Consider the following 19,191-nt stretch of genomic DNA (forward strand, 5'->3'; position numbering starts at 1 on the left):
CGGACGCACAGCGAGCAGGTCGACGAAAGGGCAAGGGCGACAGGTATGTCTGCGAGTGGCGGTAAGAAGGCGATCTTCGCTGCACTCAGCGCGAACGCGGGCATCGCAGTCGCCAAATTCGTCGGTGCGCTGATCACCGGATCCGGATCGATGCTGGCCGAGGGGGTGCACTCGCTGGCCGACACCGGAAACCAGGGATTGCTGCTGCTCGGCCAGAAGCGCGCGGAGCAGGAGGCCGACGATCTGCACCCGTTCGGCTACGGACGTAACCGGTACTTCTACTCCTTCGTCGTGGCACTGGTGCTGTTCACGCTCGGCTCGATGTACGCGATCTGGGAGGGCATCCACAAGATCCAGCACCCGGAGGAGCTGAATTCACCGATCGTGGCGGTCGTGATCCTGGCCGTCGCGGCGGTGCTGGAGGGCTACAGCTTCGTCACCGCCATGCGGGAATCCGCGACGTTGCGCGGCAACACCGGATGGTGGCGGTTCATCCGCAATTCCCGCAATCCGGAACTGCCGGTGGTGATGCTCGAGGACACCGGCGCGCTCATCGGCCTGCTGATCGCCCTGATCGCCGTCCTGCTGACCATGATCACCGACAACCCCACCTGGGACGGTATCGGCACCCTCGGCATCGGCGTCCTGCTGGGCGGCATCGCCGTCGTGCTGATCGTGGAGATGAAGAGTCTGCTCATCGGCGAGGGTGCGACCCCGGATCAGGTCCGCGCGATTCGCGAGAACCTCATCGACGGCACTCGCATCGACCGCGTCATCCACCTGCGCACCGAGTACCTCGGCCCCGAGGAGCTTCTGGTCGCGGCCAAGGTCGCGATCGTGCCCGGCCTGGAGATCGGCGATGTTGCCGCCGCCATCGACGCCGCCGAGGAACGCGTCCGGGTCGCGGTGCCCATCGCCCGCCTCATGTACATCGAACCCGATCTCTACCGCACTCAGCCCGCGTAGGACTGCACGGCAGCGACACAGCCCGCCGCCTCACCCCGGCGCATCGGGTCACCGGGATCCCTTGCCGCACAGCGTGGACGGTGCGGCTGCGTCGTTCGGCGGGCTCATGCCTCCGACGGTATGCCCATTTCATCGAGCAGGGCCCGGACGCGGTGTTCGATCTCGTCGCGGATGGGGCGCACGGCGTCGATGCCCTGCCCTGCCGGGTCGTCGAGTTTCCAATCCAGGTACCGCTTTCCTGGGAAGTACGGGCAGGTATCCCCGCAGCCCATGGTGATCACCACATCGGAGGATTCGACCGCGTTCACGGTCAACACCTTGGGGATTTCGCTGGAGATGTCGATCCCGATCTCGGCCATGGCCGCCACCGCGGCGGGGTTGACCTGGTCTGCGGGCTCCGAGCCGGCGGAGCGGACCTGGACACGGTCGGCGGCGAGGTGGATCAGGAAGGCGGCGGCCATCTGGGAACGTCCGGCGTTGTGGACGCACACGAACAACACGCTGGGTGTCGAAGCCATGAGGGGGTGTGCCTTTCAGTGTTGTCACCGGCGGCCCGGGCAGGTCGGGCGCGCGTCAGTCAGGATTCGGGGCAGAGCGCTGGGTGAGGTTGTGAGAGAAACGGTTTCGCACAGCGAGGGAGACGTAGACCAGCCCGACCAGGACGGGGACCTCGATGAGCGGGCCGACGACTCCGGCGAGGGCTTGCCCGGAGGTGGCGCCGTAAGTAGCGATCGCCACGGCGATAGCGAGTTCGAAGTTGTTGCCCGCGGCGGTGAATGCCAGGGTGGTGGTGCGTTCGTACCCGAGGCCGATGATGCGGCCATAGAGGTAGCCCCCGCCCCACATGATCGCGAAGTACGCCAGCAGCGGCAGCGCGATCCGGGCGACATCCCATGGGCGGGAGGTGATCTGGTGGCCTTGCAGCGCGAACAGGATCACGATCGTGAACAACAACCCGTACAACGCCCACGGCCCGATCCGCGGCAGTAGTTTCCGCTCGTACCAGTCGCGGCCGCGGGCCCTTTCCCCGTACCGGCGGGTGAGGAATCCCGCGACCAGGGGGATGCCGAGGAAGATCAGCACCGATTTCGCGATCTGCCACGGTGAGGTCTGGATCGTGGTCTGCGCCAGGCCGAGCCACCCGGGGAGGATCGAGAGGTAGAACCAGCCCAGCACGGCGAACATGACGACCTGGAAGATCGAGTTCAACGCCACCAGCACCGCGGCGGCTTCACGATCGCCGCAGGCCAGGTCGTTCCAGATGATCACCATCGCAATACATCTGGCCAGGCCGACGATGATCAGCCCGGTCCGGTATTCGGGCAGATCCGGTAGTAGCAGCCAGGCCAGGGCGAACATCAGCGCGGGCCCGATCAGCCAGTTCAGGACCAGGGAGCCGACCAGCAGGCGGCGGTCGCCGGTGACCGAGTCCAGGCGGTCGTAGCGGACCTTGGCCAGCACCGGATACATCATGATCAGCAGGCCGATCGCGATCGGCAGCGAGATCCCGTCCACCTGCACCGCCGACAATCCTTTGCCCAGGCCGGGGATGAGGCGGCCCAGCAGCAATCCGGCGGCCATGGCCACGCCGATCCAGACCGGCAGAAACCGATCCAGCGTCGACAACTTCCCGACGACGGCGGGGTGGCCGGTGTGTTGAGTGGTGCTCACGCGGGCACCTCCAGCCCGGCCTGCCTGCCGAGCACGAACGACAACCGCGCCAGTGCATCGGGCACCACCCGGTAGTACACCCAGGAAGCGCGGCGTTCGCTGGTGACCAACCCGGCTTCGCGCAGCACTTTCAGGTGGTGCGAGATCGTCGGCTGGGTGACGTCCAGGCCGTCGGAGACATCGCACACGCACGCTTCGCCCCCGGCACGCGCGGCGATCGCGGAGAGCACCCGCAACCGCACCGGATCGGCGAGGGCTTTGAACATCACCGCCAATTCGGCCGCTTCCGTGCCGGTCAACGCCCGGCCCACCGCACGGGTGGGCTCACACCCGCCCGGCGCGGCCAACGGCATCAGCACTTCTGGATTAGACATACATCAATATTGACTAATGTCGAACCAGGGAGCAAGTGAACACCCGGTGACACCTCCGGACGTCGACGCGGCGTGTCGGCAGCTGCCGTGGCGAGCGGACTTGCCGGTCCGGGCGTCCGGGACGTTCGCCTCTGCCGCTGCCGCCGGTGGCCGCGGTCGAATGGGAAATGCACGACTCGGCAAGATTCGGCTCGGGTCGGCTGTGGAGGTGAGCGGTGGGTGAGATGAAGTTCCTTGCGGGTGTGCCGCGGTTCGTGTTCTTCACCGGGAAGGGCGGGGTCGGTAAGACCTCGATCGCGTGTGCCGCGGCGGTGGTGCTGGCCCGGGCGGGGCGGCGTGTATTGCTGGTATCGACCGATCCGGCCTCGAATGTGGGGCAGGTATTCGGTGTCACGATCGGGAACACTGTCACCGCGATTGCGGGTGTGCCGAGGCTGTGGGCGCTCGAGATCGATCCGGAGCAGGCGGTGGCCGCGTATCGGGAGCGAATCCTCGCGCCGATGAGCGATGTGCTGCCGCAGGCGGATATCGCGTCGATGACCGAGCAGTTGTCGGGGTCGTGCACGACCGAGGTGGCCTCGTTCAACGAGTTCACCGCTCTGCTCACCGACGAGACCAGCGGCTATGACCACGTGCTGTTCGACACCGCCCCGACCGGGCACACCATCCGGCTACTGCAGTTGCCGGGCAGTTGGAGCGAATTCCTCACCGGCGGCGGCGACGCCAGCTGTTTGGGCCCGCTCTCGGGGCTGGACAAACAGAAGACTGTCTACGCCGCTGCCGTCGCCGCGCTGGCCGACCCCCACCGTACCCGTCTGGTGCTGGTAGCTCGCCCGTCACGCTCGACGCTGGCCGAAATCGCCCGCACCCGAACCGAACTGGCCACCGTCGGGCTGACCGATCAATATGTGGTGATCAACGGCGTGCTGCCCGACGCCGCCGATGCCGGCGACCCGCTCGTGGCCGCGACGCGCCGCCGTGAACGCTCCGCGATCGAGGCCATGCCTGTCGGGGTACGGGAGCTGCCTCGGGATCTGGTCGAACTCAAAGCCACCAACATCGTCGGCGTCGACGCCTTGACCACCCTGTTCGCCTCCGCCCAACCCGCCACCACCGCCGATACCGCGCGGCCGGTCGTGGCGGCGGTGGCCGAAGCGCCCTTATCCGGGCTAATCGAGCAGATCGAACACGAGGGACCGTGCCTGATCATGTGCATGGGCAAGGGCGGGGTCGGCAAAACCACCGTCGCCGCCGCGGTCGCGGTCGCGCTGGCCCGCCACGGTCACGACGTGCACCTGTCGACCACCGACCCCGCTGGCGACCTCGCCGACACCGTCGCCGGCAGCCTGGAACACCTGCAGGTCTCGCGGATCGACCCGGCGGACGCCATCGCCGACTACCGCGCCCGTGTCATGGCCGGCAAGGGCGCCGGCCTCGACGACGCCGGCCGCGCTGCCCTCGCGGAGGACCTGCGCTCACCGTGCACCGACGAAGTCGCTATCTTTCAAGCGTTTTCGCATGTGATCGCCGAATCCCGGCGGCGGTTCGTGGTCATCGATACCGCACCCACCGGCCACACCCTGCTGCTGCTGGACGCCACCGGCTCCTATCACCGGGACATCGTGCGTCAGATGACACCCGGCACCCGGTTCCGCACCCCGCTCATGCGACTGCAAGACCCCGAAGCCACCAAGGTCCTGCTGGTCACCCTGCCCGAAACCACCCCGGTGCTCGAGGCCGCCGACCTGCAAACCGACCTCGAACGCGCCGGCATCCACCCCTGGGCCTGGATCATCGACAACAGCCTCGCCGCCGCCGCACCGAGCGACCCGCTGCTGCGCCGCCGCGCCGCCGCCGAGCTCGACCAGATCCACCGGGCGACCACCTACACCGAGCGCTACGCGGTCATCCCCGCGCTCGCCGAGGAGCCCGTCGGCATCCCCGCGCTAGCCGCACTCACGCACCCACCCCGGCAAGCGACCGAGACCGAGCGAGGGTCCTGCTCGTACACCTCGCCCGCCTGACTCGCCGCACGAGCACACCGAGCGCAACCAGCCGGGCGCTACCGCCCGCCGCAGGCCACGCCGAGCCTGCCCCGGGCACTGTCAGTTGCAGCAGCCGGCGCCGGAAGCGATCACCTTCTCCTTCGCCTCGCCGGTGCAACACGCGCCCGCGTCGCCGGTGGCGGCTTCGGAGGCCGCCGTATCGCCGGCGCCGCAGCACGCCTGTACCGCCTCCGCGTCGCCGGTGGCGAATTCCGGTGCGACACCGAAGTTCTCGGTGTCGGCGAGTACGGTGTACACCTCCCACTTCTCGGCGTTGGGGCCGGTGACCCACACCTTGTCCTGGGTGGCGAAACAACACGTGGTCGCGATCTGCTCCTCGGTGAACAACCCCGCGGCCGACAGCCGCTCGATCTCGCCGTGGACCTGCTCGGAGGACTCGACCTCGACCCCGAGATGGTTTATCGAGCCGCCCTGGCCGGTGTTCTCGAGCAGCACCAGCTTCAACGGCGGGTCGGCGATCGCGAAATTGGCGTAACCGGGCTTACGCTTGGCCGGTTCGGCGTCGAACAGCGTGGAGTAGAACGCGATCGCCTGCTCGAGGTCGTCAACATTGAGGGCGAGCTGTACGCGGGACATGAGAACCTCCATAGTGAGATATATGTCGAAGAGGTGGACGAGCCCGAGTCTGCCACCTTTTCGACATATGTCAACAGTGTGGGTAGTGTGGACTTCATGCCCAAGGCTTTGCCCGTGATCGATATGTCAGCGCCGGTGTGCTGCGCGCCGGTAGCGGCCGGACCGGTGGACGACGATGCCGCCCTCGAGGTCGCGCTGCGGCTCAAGGCGCTCGCCGATCCTGTGCGGGTGAAGCTGATGTCGCTGCTGCTGACCAGCGCCGGCGGGCAGGAGAACAGCGGCGACCTCGCTGCCGCGGTCGGGCTGTCCGAATCGACCGTCAGCCACCACCTTTCGCAGCTGCGCAAAGCTGGACTGGTCGAATCCGAACGTCGCGGCATGAACGTCGTGCACCGCAGCCGCCGCGACGCGCTCGCCGCGCTGTGCCTGGTGCTCGACCCCAACTGCTGCACCTGAATTGGTCGATCCGACGCCACCGTTGAGCCGCGAGGTGACGAATTCTCGCCGCGCGTAGGGAAGTCGCCGGCACGCTGATCGTGTGATGGTGAGGATTGCCGTGTGGTCGTGCCGACCGGACCGGGCATGTCATCGATCTGACGGTGGGATGATGAGATTCTCCCGAATATGCCGAACGAGGCGCCATCATGACCGAATCGAACGCCGATCGCGACGCACTGGCCGCTGACCTGGACCGAGTGCGCCGAGACTTCCATCACCTGCTCGACACCACCGAACCGAACGAGTGGGACAAGCCCACCTCGGGGACCCGCTGGACCAACGAGCAACTGCTGTTCCACATGGTGTTCGGCTACATGATCGTCCAGAAACTACTGATCCTGGTACGCCTGTTCGGACATCTTCCCGATCCGGTCAGCCGAGGCTTCAGCGGACTACTCGATGCCGCCACCGGACCGTTCGACATGATCAACTACTACGGCTCCCGCATGGCCGCGCGCGTATTCAACCGGCACCGCATGGGCGCCGAACTCGACCGTGTCCTGGACTCCCTACAGCATTCGCTCGCACGCGAACACGACGCGGCCTTCGGGCGCGGCATGCACTACCCGGCCCGTTGGGACCCCTACTTCCGCGACTACATGACCCTCGCCGACATCTACAGCTACCCCGGGCGGCACTACGACCACCACCGCCGACAACTCACCCTGGCCGCAACCCGATAAGCCGGAAACCCCGGCCGCCGAGGAAATCGCCACTTCGATGAGACACCGCGCTCACCTGCGCTCGCGAAACGAGTTGGCAGACAGCTGAACGTGCCGGGATGAACGTGGTCCACCACGCCGGACGCGCCGCTATCGCCGCATTGTGCGCCGTGCTGGACCTCAGCTGCTGTCGCCGGGAGTACCGGATGTCGCACCAGAGGCGATTCAGCCGGTTTGCACCGCAACGCGATGTCAGCCACGAGTGCCGATCGGGTCCGTGCCGCGCGGTAGCGCGGGGCCGCGAGTACCCGGCGGCAACCACTCAGCCCGGCATGGACGCGGTCCCGGCGGCGAGGGTGAGCGGGTCGGTGCGGATGCCGAAGCGGGTGCGCAGGGCGTGTGCTGCGGCGTGCAGGCCCGACATGCCGTGGACGCCCGGACCGGGCGGGGTGGACGCGGAGCAGAAGTACACGCCGGGTAGCGGGGTGGAGTACGGGTTCCAGCGTGGGGTCGGGCGCAACACGATCTGGCGCGCGGTCATCGCGCCTGCCGAGATGTCGCCGCCGATGTAGTTCGCGTTGTACGACGGCATCTGCGCGGCGGTGCGGACGTGCTGGGCCAGGATCAGGTCGCGGAAACCCGGCGCGAAGCGCTCGATCTGAGCGATGACCTCGGCGCTGACGTCACGCGGGGAACCGTTGGGTACGTGCGCGTAGGCGTAGAGCGTGTGATTGCCCTGCGGCGCACGGGAATCGTCGACGACGCCGGGCTGGATGACCAGTACGTACGGCCGATCGGCATGACGTCCGGCGGCGACCTCGCGCTCGACCGCCAGCGCCTCGGCCCGGGTGCCGACCAGATGCAGCGTCCCGGCCAGCGCACAATCGGGCATCTGCCACGGCACCGGGCCCGACAGCGCGAAATCCACCTTGCACGCCGCGCCGCCGTAGCGCACCCGCGACAGCTGGGCGGCGTAGCGAGCGGGCAGGCGATCACGGCCGATCCGCAACAGCTCCGCGGGTGCGGTATCGAGCAGAATTGTTCGCGCACCGCGCAATTCGTCGAGCGAGTCGATGCGGTGACCGGTGACGATGCTGCCGCCCGACGCTTCGAGATCGGATGCGAGCGCATCGACGATGGCGCGACTGCCGCCTCGCGGAATCGCCCACCCGCCGACGTGTGCGAGAGTGCCCAGCAACAGTGCGACGCCCGCGGCGGAGAATGCGCGCGGCGGAACGATCGCGTGCGCGGCCACCCCGGTGAACAGCGCGGCGGCGGTTTCCTCTCGAAAACGCAAGTCCCACAGCGGCGAAGCCTGCTCCAGCAGCCGCCGACCGAAACGCACGCCGGTGATCGCGTCCAGCGGCGGACGGCGGGTGTCGGACATCGCCAATGCCACCAGTTCCCGCCAATCGCGCACAAGCGGACCGAACAACCTCCCCCACGACGCACCGTCCCGCCCCAGATCGGCCATCGTGCGGCCCAGGTCGAGCCACGCCAGACCAGCCTTGCCTCCATCGAGCGGGTGCGCGTAGGAGATCTCGGGAGCGAGCAGTTCCACCCCGTGCGCGGCCAGATCGAACGCGCGGAAGAACGGGGAGGCCACCGCCATCGGATGCGCACCCGCGCATTCATCGTGCTGATAGCCCGGGAGGGTCGTCTCGGCGGTACGACAGCCACCTCCGAGGGTGTCCGCGGCCTCGAACACCTGCACATTCAATCCCGCGTGAGCGCAGATCACCGCCGCGGCAAGACCATTCGGCCCGGATCCGACGACGGCGACGTCCATGATCACCATCGTAGGCGCGGGATGCTCAGTGATGCGTCCAGTCGGCGACGAGGAGGGCGAGACGCTGGTCACGGAACCCCGGCCGCAGCCTGCCGTGCTGCTCGAGCGTCGCCAGCCCGTGCAGCGAGGCCCAACCGACCTCGGTGAAGGTCTCCACGTCGTGTTCTCCCGCGAAAGGTGCGAATACGGCCGCCAGTTCCGCGAACGCGTCCTGCAGCGCCTGGGGCGCACCCTCGCCGAAGGTCAGATCCACCTTCTGTACGAACATCGCGTCGTACAGCGCGGGACTGTCCCGGGCGAAATCGAGATAGCCGTTCGCGACGGCGGTCAGGGCCTCTTCCGGGGTCCGCGCCGCGGTCCGCAACGCTCGCGACCGAACGGCCATCTCGGCACACCCCTGTTCGGCGACCGCGGCCACGATCGCATCGCGACCACTGAAATGGCTGTACAGCACGGGCTGGCTGTACTCGATCGCCTCGGCCAGTCGGCGCACGGTCACCGCATCCCAGCCGTGCGTCTCGGCGATCTCCCGCGCGGTATCGACGATCAGCTGATGCCGTTCGGCCCGTTGCCGTTCGCGGCGCGTCTGGGTGCTCATATCCGAATTCTAGCATTGCTAGACAATATAGCCAGACAGAACCTAGCGTTGCCATATCACTTAGCGCCGCTAGACGTTGGAGCGAACACCATGACCCCGGCCCACATCACCACCGCCCGAGCGGTACATCGCGGCCGGACAACGATTCGATGCGGTCGTTGCCGAGCCCGGGCGGCGAATTCCTAGATGTCGGTGGAGAATCGGATCCCGCCGTCGGGCAGGTCGACGCCCGGCCAGATGCGAGCTCCGCGCAGAAGTTCGCAGCGAGCGCCGACATTCGCGCCGTCACCGATCACGGCGTCTCGGACCAGGGCGCGCGGACCGATGCGGGCGCCGAAGCCGATAATCGAACGTTCTACTGTCGCACCGGCTTCCACGCGCGCACCGTCGAACAGCACCGCGCCGTCCAGGCGCGCGCCGGCGCCGACCTCCGCGCCGCGGCCGACGACCGTACCGCCGATCAGCAACGCACCGGGTGCCACACCGGCCCCTGGATGCACCAGCGACTCACCGCGCTGACCCGGCAGAGCGGGCGAGGGCGCGATACCGCGCACCAGATCGGCCGAACCACGCACGAAATCCTCGGGCGTGCCCATATCGCGCCAGTACGAGACGTCCACGTGGCCCTGGATGTGCGCACCCTCGGCCAGCAGCGACGGGAACACCTCGCGCTCCACCGACACCGGACGCCCGGTGGGGATCTTCTCGATGTACTCGCGGCGGAACACGTAACATCCGGCATTGATCTGATCGGTCGGCGGATCCTGGGTCTTCTCCAGGAATGCGGTGACCCGGCCCGAATCGTCGGTGGGCACACAGCCGAAGGCCCGCGGATCGCTCACCCGCACCAGATGCAGCGTCACGTCGGCATTGGTCGCGACATGGGTGTCGAGCACCGCGCCCAGATCCGCACCGCCGAGCACGTCGCCGTTGAACACCAGGACGGTGTCCGCGCGCAGTTTGGGCAGCACGTTGCGGATACCGCCGCCGGTGCCCAGCGGCTCGGTCTCGGTGACGTACTCCAGATCCAGCCCGAGTTCGGCGCCGTCCCCGAAATGCTCCTCGAACACCTCGGCCTTGAACGAGGTGCCCAGCACCACGTGCGTGATGCCCGCGTCGGCGATCCGGGCAAGCAGGTGATGCAGGAACGGCAATCCCGCGACGGGCAACATCGGTTTGGGCGCGGAGAGCGTCAACGGCCGTAGGCGGGTGCCCTGACCGCCTACCAGGATCACCGCGTCGGCCGTCGCGCCGAGCCCGGACCCGGCGGCGCCGCCATTCGACACCGCCTCACCGACGTCAGGCCCGGAGGCGGCAGCCCGCGTAACCACGGAGGGCTCGGCGGTGGGGCTATTCGACACCGCCCCACCCCCGCCAAGCCCGGAGGCGGCAGCCCGCGTAACCACGGAGGGCTCGGCGGTGGGGCTATTCGACACAGTAGTGTCGGCCATCAATCTCCCCTTGTCAGGTTCGGTCCACGCGGGTGCGGGTGGAAGTCGTCGCGCTAACGCTGTGCATCACGTTCGCGCAGCGCAGATCGAACCGCAAGCCTGCAGCGAATCGCAAGTCCGGCCTTCAGAGCCCACCGCAAAGGCGCCTGCCACCAGTGCGGATGCCGATCGGCCTGGAAGCGGTACGCCGACGCGTGGTGGGCGGGCAACATCGTTTCGGGGTTGCGGCCCGCCGCATGGCCCTTCGCATGTGTGACCTCGGCCGAGGGCACGAAGACGTTGTGCCAGCCCGCGCGGCCCATCCGGTCGCCGAAATCGACGTCCTCCATGTACATGAAATACCGGGAGTCGAACCCGTCGATGCTGTCGAACGCGGCGCGGCGCACCAGCAGGCACGAGCCCGAGAGCCAGCCCACGGTACGCTCGGCGATCTGTTCGTTGTCCTGGCGGTACCGCCGCGTCCAGGGGTTGCCCGGCCAGATGCTGCCGAGGACGGCGTGCCCGGCCCCGTCGAGCACTCCGGGCACCGATCGCGCCGACGGGTACACGCTGCCGTCGGGTTCGCGCACCAGCGGGCCGATCGCCCCGGCGCGCGGCCAGCGCTGCGCGGCCTCGAGCAGGATGTCGATCGAATCGGAGCCCCAGCGGATATCCGGGTTGGCGATGACGACGTACTCGATCTCCGGGTCGATCTCCGCAACGGCCCGGTTGATCGCGCCGCCGTAGCCGATATTGCCTCCGGTCCGTAGCAGCCGGACATGTTCGTTCGCCTCGGCCGCGAGTTCGGGAGTTCCGTCGTTCGAACCGTTGTCGGCCAGGATGACCTGCGGCTTCTCACCGGTCGCGGTGGACAGCGTACTGATGAAATGCTCGAGGTGCTCGCCGGGCGAATAGGTCACGGTGACAACGACCAGACGGGGCCGAGGGGTCGTCTCACCGTCGTGCCGTTCTACTGCATCCGAAGAGTTCACCGGTGCAGCCTACTGGTCCGGGCGGGCCAGCGCGTCGTCGAGTGCGAGCCGCCAATCACGAAGCGGTGTCAGTCCCGCCTCGGCCCAGGCGCGGTTCGACAACACCGAATATGCCGGGCGCGGTGTGGAACTCGGATATTCCGCACTGCTGCACGGACGCACCCGATCCGGATCCGCACCCACCCCGGCGAAGACGGCGCGGGCCAATTCGAACCAACTGGCCCGACCGGCGTTGGTGGCATGCAGGATCGGCGCGATGCCGTCCGCACCGGCGGTGACCGACCGGACGAGTTCGAGCAGGCCCGCGGCCAGGTCCGGAGCGAAAGTGGGCGAGCCGATCTGGTCGTCCACGACGGTGACGGTCTCGCGTTCGCGTTCCAGCCGGCGCATGGTCGCGACGAAATCACGGCGATCACCGGTGTACACCCACGCCGTGCGCACGATGTGAGCATCGGGAGCCAGCCGCAGTACGGCCTGTTCTCCGGCCAGTTTGGAACGGCCGTAGACGGTGGTCGGCCCGGTTTCGTCACCGGGTTCGTAGGGGCTGGTTCCGGTCCCGTCGAAGACGTAGTCGGTGGAGATGTGAATCAGCGTGGCGCCCACCGCGGTACAGGCCGCCGCGAGCACCGCCGGCCCGGTCTCGTTGCGGGCGAACGCGGCCGCGGCATCCGATTCGGCGGCGTCGACCGCGGTATAGGCGGCGCAGTTGAGCAGCACGTCACCGGGTTCGAGGACGGCGCGCACACCCGCGTCGTCGGTGATGTCGAGCTCCTCGCGTCGAAACGCCACGACGCCGGGAGCCTGGGCGCGCAGGGCTCGCCCGAGTTGGCCGCCCGCGCCGGTCACCACCACACGTCTGGAAATTTCTGGGCACACGCGGGCCAGTCTGGCACGCCACGCCCGCCCGCCTCGCAGATGCCCGCGACTGCGTTGGCTAGCCTCGATTCCACGGGGTCGATGCGTGAAAGAGTTCTTCAGGGCGTGGCCGAAAGGATCAGAGCATTGCCGCAGAAGCTGTCTCCCGCCCGCCCAGGATCCTCTCACGCCAATCCGGGCCGACTGCTGGTCGCGGCGCTCGCGGCACTGATCTTCATCGTCACCGGTTTCGGCTGGCACAGCATCGACGGACTGATCTCCGGTATCGAGCGGATCGGCGATCTCGGCCTGGGCGGCGGCAGCGACGGCGCCACCGACATTCTCATGGTCGGTATCGACAGCCGCACCGACGCGCACGGAAAGCCGCTCAGCACGTCCGAACGGGCGATGTTGCACGCGGGGGACGAGGTCGGCACCAACACCGACACGATCATCCTGGTCCGCATACCCAACAACGGCCGCTCGGCCACGGCGATCTCGATCCCTCGCGACTCCTACGTGGACATCCCCGGCATCGGTAAGGGCAAGATCAATTCGGCGTACGGGGCGACCAAGGAGCTGACCCGGCAGAAGCTCAACGCGAAGGGCGTCTCGGATGCCGAGGCGGACAAGCAGTCCACGCAGGCCGGGCGCGAGGCGCTGATCAAGACGGTGGCCGATCTGACCGGGATCACCGTCGACCACTACGCCGAGGTGGGTCTGCTCGGATTCGCCCTGCTCACCGATGCCGTGGGCGGGGTGCAGGTCTGCCTGAACAATCCGGTCTACGAGCCGATGTCCGGCGCGGACTTCCCGGCGGGCGTACAGCGGCTCGACGGCGCGCAGGCGCTGAGCTTCGTACGTCAGCGGCACGATCTGCCGCGCGGGGATCTGGACCGGATCGTGCGCCAGCAGGTGTACATGGCCTCCCTGGTACATCAGGCGCTCAGCGCCAAGATCCTGGCCAACCCGTCGAAGCTGGACTCGCTCAGCAAGGCGCTGGGCCGCACGGTCGTGCTGGACGACAAGTGGGACGTGCTGGATTTCCTGAAGCAGTTGCAGGACCTCACGGGCGGGCAGGTGCGTTTCGAGACGATCCCGGTGGCCGATCTGAATGGCAGCACCGACGATGGCGAATCGGTGGTACGGGTGGATTCGTCCGCGGTGCGGAGCTACGTCGCGTCGCTGGTCGGCCGATCCGGCTCGGATGGCGGGGTAACACCCGCGCAGGTGACCGCCGACGTGTACAACGCCAGCGGCACCTCGGGATTGGCCGGACAGGTGGCACAGGCGTTGGTGGGCAAGGGATTCCGCACCGGAACAGTGGACAACTGGTCGGGCGCTCCGGTGCCGACGAGCCGGGTGCTGGCGGCCAGCACCGCCGATCCCAAGGCCGAGGCGGTGGCCGATGCGCTGGGCGGACTGCCGGTGCGGGCCGTTCCCGGCACGCCGGAGGGGGCCGTGCGGGTGGTGCTGGCCGGTGACTACTCTGGTCCGGGCTCGGCGGCGGGCGAATTGTTCGATACGTCGGGGAGTTCGAGCACCGCGACCCCGGTCCCGCCCGCCCCTCCCATCGACGCAGGCCAGAACGGACCGAAATGCGTGAACTGAACCGCACTCTCACCGACGCGCTCCTGGAACCGATCCTCGCCCGGGATCCGGCCGGGCCGCGGATCACCTATTACGACGACGCCACCGGCGCACGCGTCGAACTGTCCGCGCTCACCCTGGCCAACTGGGCGGCCAAGACCGCCAACCTGCTCCGTGACGAATTCGGCCTCGCGCCCGGTGCGCGGGTCGCGGTGCTGCTGCCCGCGCACTGGCAGACCGCCGCGGTGCTGCTGGGCTGCTGGTGGGCCGGTGCGGAGGTGCTGCTGCGGCCCGAGGACGACGCCGAACTCGCCGTGACCACCGCGGCGCGGCTCGACGAGGTCGACCACATTGCCGAGGTGGTGGCCCTGTCGCTGGACGCGATGGGCGGGCCGGTGCGCGATCTGCCGCTCGGCGTCACCGATTTCGCGACGTCCGTGCGTGCCCACGGCGATCAGTTCCATCCGAGCGGCGCGGGTCTCGCACTGGCGGGCGCATCCGTCGCCGAGGTTCTCGAAGCGTCTCGTGAATCCGCTGTCCGGCAAGGGTTCTCGGAGAAGGATCGGGTGCTGTCCGAGACGTCCTGGGATACCTCCGCCGAAGTGATCGACGGTCTGCTCGCGGTGTATGCGGCGGGTGCGTCGCTGGTGCAGGTCGACAACGCCGATCCCGCGAAACGCGAGCACCGCGTCGGCACCGAGCACGTCACCGTGTCCCGGTCCTGATCGCTCGTCATCGCGATCCCCGGCGGGTTCTTCGGCCGCTGGCACGATCGGTTCGCGAGCACGGTGCGATCGGTTCGATGACGCACCCCGTTCCTGGATCCGCACACGTTCCCACGGCTGTCACGGAGGCGGCTGCGGGTAGCGGGTGCGGCTGGGAGAGAAGTGTGTACGCGCCGATATCGCGCTCGTAGCATCGGATGTGGCGTCCTACCGCGGGAGGGGTTCGAGTCCGACCGCAGGACGTTTCCGCTAGCAGTACGCGTGCGTACCGTGGATGTCGACCTGGACGAAACGACGAGTTGGGGGTAGCTATGGGACCGCTGTACTGGATGCGCTGGATGTCGGTGCAGGGCCTGCCGCGGCTGGCGTTGAAGGCGTACGCCCTGCGCGGCGATCCGCTGGCGCGGCTGTTCGGCGATCCCGCGGTCACCCACGACCCGTACCCGCTGCTCGAGTCGATCCGGGCGCGCGGGCGACTGGTGCGGACACCGTTCGCCTGGGTCACCGTCGAACACGATTTGTGCCGGAACATCTTGCGGGACAACGCGATGGGGGCGGTCAGCGCGGATGCCTTCGACATCCCGCGGCCGCTGCGCAAGCTGACCACCCTGGCCCCGCTCCCGCCGAATCCGATGGAATCGCCCTCCATGCTGGTCATCGATCCACCCGAGCACACTCGGCTGCGGCGATCGGTCTCGGCGGCGTTCACACCGCGGGCGATCGGCCGGCTGAGCGACCGCGTCGAATCGGTCACCGAGGAGCTGCTGGATGCCCTCCCCGAGAACGGTTCGGCCGATCTGGTGGCCGATTTCGCCGCACAGGTACCGATCGCGATCATCTCCGAGATGCTCGGCTTCCCGCGCAGTGCGAAGGAGCGGTTCCTCGGCTGGGGCGATGCGGTCAGCCCACTGCTGGATATCGGCATCCCGTGGCGCTCCTACCGCGATGCCGTGGCCGCCATCGGGCAGATGGACGAATTCGCCGATGAACACCTCGCGCAGCTGCGCCGCTCCCCCGGCGAGGACATCCTGTCCAGCCTGGTCACCGCGGGCGAACTCGACGAGCGGGAGCTGAAGGCCACCGCGAGCCTGCTGATGGGAGCAGGATTCGAGACGACGGTCAACCTCATCAGCAATGGCATCGTGCAACTGCTCACCCACCCCGATCAGCTCACCAGACTGCGCGAGGAGCCCGCCTTGTGGCCCAACGCCATCGAGGAGGTGCTGCGTTTCGACGCCCCCGTGCAGAACACCGGGCGCGTCACCCTGCAGGACACGGAGTACGAGGGCATCCCGATGCGCAAGGGCACGACCATCGTGCTGTCACTGGCCGGCGCCAATCGCGACCCGAATGTCTTCGACGCTCCGGACCGTTTCGATATCGGCCGCGCCAATGCCAAGGAGCACCTCACGTTCTCCTCCGGCATCCACGCCTGCCTCGGCGCCAGCCTGGCTCGCATGGAGGCGGTGCACGCGCTGCGCGCGCTGTTCGACCGCTTCCCCGATCTGCGACTGGACGGCCCACCGCAGCGCCGACCACTGTTCACCCTGCACGGATACAGCCATATGCGAGCGAATCTCGGCAGGCGCCACGCCGACCACACCACGCCGGTCTGACCGGCCGCTGCGGCTCAGCTGAAGCCGACGACCTGGTCGCCCCATGCGGTGAAGAGGTTATGGTCCGGATCGTCTTCGACGCGGTCCGCGACGTCGATGAGCAGTGTGTTGCGCACGGACTCGCGGTACGGCGGCCAGTGCTTGGATCCGTCCAGCGCCGCGGGCACACCGTGCTCGGCGAAGGCCAGCCAGCGACGCATCATCCGGCCCGAGACCTCCATGGCCGCTTTGCGACCACCGAGCCAGAACGTCGGATCATGGTTGAGGGTGCCGAAATTGCCGAAGACATAGGGCAATTCGGTGGCATGCCCGGCGCCGACCCGGGCCGCCTTGAGCATCGGGGTGGCCTGGTCGAACCGGTACATCCAGGTGCGGGTGTGCCGGGAGTGCGCATCGGCGACCCAGTGCGCGGGCATCCGGAACGCGGCGTCGGTCGACATCGCCAGGGCGCCACGGGCTTTGCTCAGATCCGGATAGGCCGAGGTGATCTCGGCGATCCGCTCGGGTGACATCTCCGGGTGATCGGCGGCGACACCCTCGAGCATCGCATTCACCGCATCCGGGGTGACCGGCATGATCGGCGAGCGGAACAGCCGGAAGAGCGAGGCCTCGTCCCGGTTGGTGCCGATCATCAGGGGCACTCGATGTGACCGCCCCTGCTGGAACCGGTCGGTGGGGTAGGTGGGCAGCAGATCGCCGTCCACCACCGGCGCCGCGGCCAACCGGCCCGGGGATTGCAGCGGCACCTCGTCCAGCAGGATCCCGGCCGCCTCCACGATCCGGCCGATCGGGCATTCGAGCAATTCCTTCGCACGCTCCCGCGGCAGATCAACGAGTTCCAGGAATCGGCCGGCCACGACCGCGGCCCGTTCGGGCCCGAAAACCGATGTGGCGGGGGGACTCTGCGCGATGGCCCGATGAAACAGCCCGGCCGCGGGAGGCGAGGTGAGCAGTGCGGTCACACATCCCGCACCCGAGGATTCACCGAACAGCGTCACATTGCCCGGATCACCACCGAATGCCGCGATATTGTCACGCACCCATTCCAGTGCGGCGATCTGATCGTGCATACCCAGATTCGGCACGAACTCGTCCCCGAGCGAGGACAGGTCCAGAAAACCCAGTGCACCCAGCCGGTAGTTGACCCCGACCACGACGACTCCGCCGGTCTCGGCGAGTTTGCGTCCGTCGTAGATGCTTTGGGCAGCGGTACCGAGACAGTAGGCGCCGCCGTGCAACCAGACCATCACCGGCCGCGGCTCCGAATGCGCCGCGGCGGGAGCCCATACGTTCACCCACAGACAGTCCTCGCCCATCCGCAGACCGGAATCGACCGGCACCATCGTGCCCATCGTCTGCGGAGCGATATCACCGAACTCGGTGCAGTCGCGTTCTCCGGCCCACGGGATGGGCGGTTGCGGGCGGCTGAACCGATCGGGGCCGGTCGGGGGCGCCGCATACGGAATACTGCGCCAGACGTGCACCGATCCGTCATGAAATCCACGGACCGCACCCGCGGCGGTGCGGGCTACGGGATCGGGGCCACGGGTGTCCACACCCTGAGCCTCTTGAAAGAATTGAGCACTCATCCGCGTGCCTCGCTCCGGCTCGCCTCCGGCCCGACTACCGCTGTAGCTGCGCCTGATACTCGCTCGCCCATGACGGCACCTCCTCAACTCTCTGTAATGAGAGTACGTCCGAGATCATGTCCGACGGCGAAGCCCGAGCCCTCGCACGTCAGCCGCGATCGATATGACCGAGGTCGCGACCGGGATCGATCCGGTCGCGAACACGCTGCTTGAGCAGGGCGATGTCGGGAAATCCGCCGTCCGAGCGGCGGTCCCAGATCTGATCTCCATCGAGCGTGATGCGGAAGACACCCCCGTCCCCCGGGATCAGCGCCACCTCCGACAGTTCGGTGGTGAAGGTACTCAACAGCTCCTGAGCCATCCAACCCGCTCGCAGCAGCCAGCGGCATTGGGTGCAGTACTCGATCGCGACTCGTGGCATATCCGCACCCTACGTCGGCGGCGGATCTGCCCTTGGAAAAACTTGTAGCAACTCCTCCGCTTCCTCGGTGCGTTTGTAGTGGGAACGGTAGGAGTGTCCCCTGTACCGGGCAGCAACTCGAGAAAGCCGCACCCGAATCGTTATATCTCGATGTCTCCGTCCAGGTAGCGCCACGCGCCGTCGACCCTGGCAAATCTGCTGCACTCGTGCAGCACACCCCGCCCGCCCGAACTCCGGTAGTGCGCACGGAATTCCACGACGCCGGTGTCGTCGAATGGCCCGCCCGCCTCTGTACGCAGAATCTCCAGAAACATCCAGCGCTGCCCCGGATCCAGTTCGAGCCGGCGCGGCCGGGTCCGGGGATGCCAGGACGCGAGCAGATATGCGGTGTCACGCACGGCGAACGCGGTGTACCGCGACCGCATGAGCGTCTCGGCAGTGGGTGCGGGCCGAGTGCCGTCCAAGCGCGGCCCGCAGCACTGCTCGAACGATTCACCACTGCGGCAGGGACACCGATCGGAGCCGGCCGGAGATTCACTGTGCATCGTTCGATTATCTGATCCGGGCGGCCCGGGTACGGGCCGCCCGGTCACCGAACGGGATACGTCGCCGGATCATCGGCTCCGCACCCGCCGGGTTCACAGCATGCTGAGCAGATTGATGACGCTGGCCAACGCCGCGCTGGCATTGGACACCAGCGACGAACCGGCGTTGAGCAGGTTGAGCATCCCCATATCCATGATGCAGCTCTCTTTCATCGAGACAGATGAAAC

19 protein-coding genes are annotated in these 19,191 nt (G+C 67.8%); 7 read left to right on the forward strand and 12 right to left on the reverse strand.

Annotated elements, in window-relative coordinates; all coding sequences use genetic code 11:
• Nucleotides 1-45: 45 nt before the first annotated feature.
• Nucleotides 46-966 carry a cation diffusion facilitator family transporter gene (locus NV1_RS33580; protein WP_067900843.1) on the forward strand — a complete coding sequence of 307 codons (921 nt, stop codon included), beginning with the start codon at nucleotides 46-48 and terminating at the stop codon, nucleotides 964-966.
• Nucleotides 967-1,070: 104 nt separating this feature from the next.
• Here the strand turns inward: NV1_RS33580 and NV1_RS33585 are convergent, their stop codons facing one another.
• Genes NV1_RS33585 through NV1_RS33595 form a run of 3 tightly spaced genes read right to left on the reverse strand, consistent with a single transcriptional unit; the run spans nucleotide 1,071 to nucleotide 3,011 of the window.
• Nucleotides 1,071-1,484 carry an arsenate reductase ArsC gene (locus NV1_RS33585; RefSeq protein ID WP_067900845.1) on the reverse strand — a complete coding sequence of 138 codons (414 nt, stop codon included), beginning with the start codon at nucleotides 1,482-1,484 and terminating at the stop codon, nucleotides 1,071-1,073.
• Between the two features lie 55 nt (nucleotides 1,485-1,539).
• On the reverse strand, nucleotides 1,540-2,637 hold the full coding sequence (arsB, locus tag NV1_RS33590) for an ACR3 family arsenite efflux transporter (protein WP_067900849.1): 1,098 nt from the start codon (nucleotides 2,635-2,637) through the stop codon (nucleotides 1,540-1,542).
• Nucleotides 2,634-3,011: an ArsR/SmtB family transcription factor gene (locus tag NV1_RS33595; protein ID WP_084526152.1), complete on the reverse strand. Its 378-nt coding sequence runs from the start codon at nucleotides 3,009-3,011 to the stop codon at nucleotides 2,634-2,636. The genes arsB and NV1_RS33595 overlap by 4 nt, the downstream gene beginning before the upstream one ends.
• Nucleotides 3,012-3,235: 224 nt before the next feature.
• Here NV1_RS33595 and arsA point away from each other — a divergent pair, with 224 nt between their 5' ends.
• On the forward strand, nucleotides 3,236-5,035 hold the full coding sequence (gene arsA / locus NV1_RS33600) for an arsenical pump-driving ATPase (protein WP_067900946.1): 1,800 nt from the start codon (nucleotides 3,236-3,238) through the stop codon (nucleotides 5,033-5,035).
• 81 nt (nucleotides 5,036-5,116) lie between these two features.
• On the opposite strand, the gene NV1_RS33605 is transcribed toward arsA, so the two are convergent.
• Nucleotides 5,117-5,653 (reverse strand): ArsI/CadI family heavy metal resistance metalloenzyme, encoded by a 537-nt coding sequence (locus NV1_RS33605; protein WP_067900949.1) that lies wholly within the window; start codon nucleotides 5,651-5,653, stop codon nucleotides 5,117-5,119.
• A gap of 96 nt (nucleotides 5,654-5,749) precedes the next feature.
• On the opposite strand from NV1_RS33605, the gene NV1_RS33610 reads away from it, so the two are divergent.
• Nucleotides 5,750-6,109, forward strand: coding sequence for an Rv2640c family ArsR-like transcriptional regulator (locus tag NV1_RS33610; RefSeq protein WP_067900952.1), 360 nt, complete (start codon nucleotides 5,750-5,752; stop codon nucleotides 6,107-6,109).
• A gap of 188 nt (nucleotides 6,110-6,297) precedes the next feature.
• A complete protein-coding gene (locus NV1_RS33615) occupies nucleotides 6,298-6,834 on the forward strand; it encodes a DinB family protein (RefSeq protein WP_067900852.1) in 537 nt (178 codons plus the stop codon).
• Nucleotides 6,835-7,135: 301 nt separating this feature from the next.
• Here the strand turns inward: NV1_RS33615 and NV1_RS33620 are convergent, their stop codons facing one another.
• The 5 genes from NV1_RS33620 to rfbD all read right to left on the reverse strand — a co-directional run bounded on the left by NV1_RS33620 (nucleotide 7,136) and on the right by rfbD (nucleotide 12,468).
• The gene (locus NV1_RS33620; RefSeq protein WP_218027279.1) at nucleotides 7,136-8,602 is read right to left on the reverse strand and encodes a phytoene desaturase family protein; all 1,467 of its coding nucleotides are present in this window, start codon (nucleotides 8,600-8,602) and stop codon (nucleotides 7,136-7,138) included.
• A gap of 25 nt (nucleotides 8,603-8,627) precedes the next feature.
• Nucleotides 8,628-9,200: a TetR/AcrR family transcriptional regulator gene (locus NV1_RS33625; protein ID WP_067900855.1), complete on the reverse strand. Its 573-nt coding sequence runs from the start codon at nucleotides 9,198-9,200 to the stop codon at nucleotides 8,628-8,630.
• A 182-nt stretch (nucleotides 9,201-9,382) separates the two neighbouring features.
• On the reverse strand, nucleotides 9,383-10,486 hold the full coding sequence (gene manB / locus NV1_RS33630; RefSeq protein ID WP_067900858.1) for a mannose-1-phosphate guanylyltransferase: 1,104 nt from the start codon (nucleotides 10,484-10,486) through the stop codon (nucleotides 9,383-9,385).
• 218 nt (nucleotides 10,487-10,704) lie between these two features.
• Complete coding sequence (locus NV1_RS33635) at nucleotides 10,705-11,622, reverse strand: glycosyltransferase family 2 protein (RefSeq protein ID WP_067900862.1); 918 nt, start codon at nucleotides 11,620-11,622, stop codon at nucleotides 10,705-10,707.
• A gap of 9 nt (nucleotides 11,623-11,631) precedes the next feature.
• The gene (rfbD, locus tag NV1_RS33640; RefSeq protein WP_373864685.1) at nucleotides 11,632-12,468 is read right to left on the reverse strand and encodes a dTDP-4-dehydrorhamnose reductase; all 837 of its coding nucleotides are present in this window, start codon (nucleotides 12,466-12,468) and stop codon (nucleotides 11,632-11,634) included.
• A gap of 156 nt (nucleotides 12,469-12,624) precedes the next feature.
• On the opposite strand from rfbD, the gene NV1_RS33645 reads away from it, so the two are divergent.
• The 3 genes from NV1_RS33645 to NV1_RS33655 all read left to right on the forward strand — a co-directional run bounded on the left by NV1_RS33645 (nucleotide 12,625) and on the right by NV1_RS33655 (nucleotide 16,408).
• Nucleotides 12,625-14,088 carry an LCP family protein gene (locus NV1_RS33645; RefSeq protein ID WP_281181935.1) on the forward strand — a complete coding sequence of 488 codons (1,464 nt, stop codon included), beginning with the start codon at nucleotides 12,625-12,627 and terminating at the stop codon, nucleotides 14,086-14,088.
• Nucleotides 14,076-14,792: a TIGR03089 family protein gene (locus NV1_RS33650; protein ID WP_067900963.1), complete on the forward strand. Its 717-nt coding sequence runs from the start codon at nucleotides 14,076-14,078 to the stop codon at nucleotides 14,790-14,792. Before NV1_RS33645 ends, NV1_RS33650 begins: the two co-directional genes overlap by 13 nt.
• Before the next feature lie 311 nt (nucleotides 14,793-15,103).
• Nucleotides 15,104-16,408 carry a cytochrome P450 gene (locus NV1_RS33655; RefSeq protein ID WP_067900865.1) on the forward strand — a complete coding sequence of 435 codons (1,305 nt, stop codon included), beginning with the start codon at nucleotides 15,104-15,106 and terminating at the stop codon, nucleotides 16,406-16,408.
• Between the two features lie 14 nt (nucleotides 16,409-16,422).
• Here the strand turns inward: NV1_RS33655 and NV1_RS33660 are convergent, their stop codons facing one another.
• From NV1_RS33660 to NV1_RS33670, 3 genes are all read right to left on the reverse strand, one after another.
• Complete coding sequence (locus NV1_RS33660) at nucleotides 16,423-17,997, reverse strand: carboxylesterase/lipase family protein (protein ID WP_084526157.1); 1,575 nt, start codon at nucleotides 17,995-17,997, stop codon at nucleotides 16,423-16,425.
• Nucleotides 17,998-18,145: 148 nt separating this feature from the next.
• Entirely contained in the window at nucleotides 18,146-18,418 is a 273-nt protein-coding gene (locus NV1_RS33665) for an Rdx family protein (RefSeq protein WP_067900870.1), read from the reverse strand.
• Between the two features lie 140 nt (nucleotides 18,419-18,558).
• The gene (locus tag NV1_RS33670; protein ID WP_067900872.1) at nucleotides 18,559-18,963 is read right to left on the reverse strand and encodes a YchJ family protein; all 405 of its coding nucleotides are present in this window, start codon (nucleotides 18,961-18,963) and stop codon (nucleotides 18,559-18,561) included.
• Nucleotides 18,964-19,191 lie beyond the last annotated feature (228 nt).

Origin of the sequence: Nocardia vaccinii NBRC 15922 (genome assembly GCF_001613305.1) — a bacterium.
GTDB classification, from domain to species: Bacteria; Actinomycetota; Actinomycetes; order Mycobacteriales; family Mycobacteriaceae; genus Nocardia; species Nocardia vaccinii.